Source organism: Rhizobium sp. YIM 134829, assembly GCF_046546455.1.
Window position 1 is genome coordinate 1 of the sequence record NZ_JBKHKI010000021.1, and the last position, 989, is coordinate 989.

General features: G+C 68.8%; 2 protein-coding genes and 1 pseudogene. All 3 read right to left on the minus strand.

Annotated elements, in window-relative coordinates:
• Nucleotides 1-287, minus strand: a pseudogene (locus tag ACLE20_RS15480) (hypothetical protein); the annotation flags it as partial.
• A complete protein-coding gene (locus ACLE20_RS15485) occupies nucleotides 284-661 on the minus strand; it encodes an Asp23/Gls24 family envelope stress response protein (protein WP_410941210.1) in 378 nt (125 codons plus the stop codon). The gene ACLE20_RS15485 and the pseudogene ACLE20_RS15480, both read right to left, overlap by 4 nt.
• Nucleotides 654-833 (minus strand): hypothetical protein, encoded by a 180-nt coding sequence (locus ACLE20_RS15490; protein WP_410941211.1) that lies wholly within the window; start codon nucleotides 831-833, stop codon nucleotides 654-656. The genes ACLE20_RS15485 and ACLE20_RS15490 overlap by 8 nt, the downstream gene beginning before the upstream one ends.
• Nucleotides 834-989 lie beyond the last annotated feature (156 nt).

Genomic DNA, 989 nt, shown 5'->3' on the forward strand with positions numbered 1-989 from the left:
TAGCCGTGCGCGGATTGGCCGTCGAACCAGTCGACGGCGGCGCGGGTCCACGAGGGTCCGGTGATCCAACCGGCGGCGGCGATCCCGTCGCGGATGCCGACCGCGCCCGCGGCGATCAACAGCAGGGCACTGATCACCCCGACGTAGTGGGCAGCTGCGGGCGCCAACGGTGGTGGCGCGTTGGCGGGCTTCTGAGGTGTCGCGGTGGGTTGGCGGGTGCCGTTGTGGGTGACTCCCGGCGCCGACGGTGCGGGAGGTAGGTGTTCGAGGCGTTCGGTCACGGTCACTTCACTCGCTTTCGGGTGGCGGTGTCGTCGTGAGTGATGGCGGTGACCGCTACGTCGACGCCATCGACCTGCAGTCCGGCCAGGTGCGACAGCGCGAAGGTGACGTTGGCGCGCACTGCGGCGCCGACCGCGCTGAGGTGATAGCTCCAGGGCATGGCGATGTCGACTGTGGCGCGCACGCGGCCCCCAGCGATGCTGACCTGGGTCTTGGGTGTGGTGCGTCCGGTGAGTTTGTTCAGGCCGCTGGCGTGTAGCTGAACTCCGGTGGTGTCAAGGGCGGCTTTGGCGGCGATCTGCTCGGCAACGCGGTCGTGAACGGTCAGCGAGCCCCGGTCACCGGGGTCGCTGCCGACCGGTGGCGGGTTGTCAGCCACGGCCGCGTCCCCGCAGGATCGCTGTCAGGTCGAATTCGCCGTCGCGTTGTCCGCCGATGGCGTAGCCGATCCCGCCGAGGATCAGGGCGATTAGAAAGCCGGTGAAACCGCCAGCGGCGGCGGCGACGCCGAGCAGCAGCCCGGCCAGTAAACCCAGAGTGGCAGTGGTCATGTCGATGATCCTCACTTTTCGGAGTCGTTGGGTGCGGTGGGCGCGGGTCAGAGGGTGATGTAGCGGCGGACTCGGTGTTGAGACCGCCATTGATGGAGCCTGCGGCGCAGTCGTGCTCTCCGGGAGCGCTGAATGATCAGCACCGGCTGGCCCGCG

Coding starts and splice junctions, on each gene's coding strand:
- ACLE20_RS15490 (WP_410941211.1), bottom strand. CDS start 833: ATGACCACTGCCACTCTGGGTTTACTGGCCGGGCTGCTGCTCGGCGTC.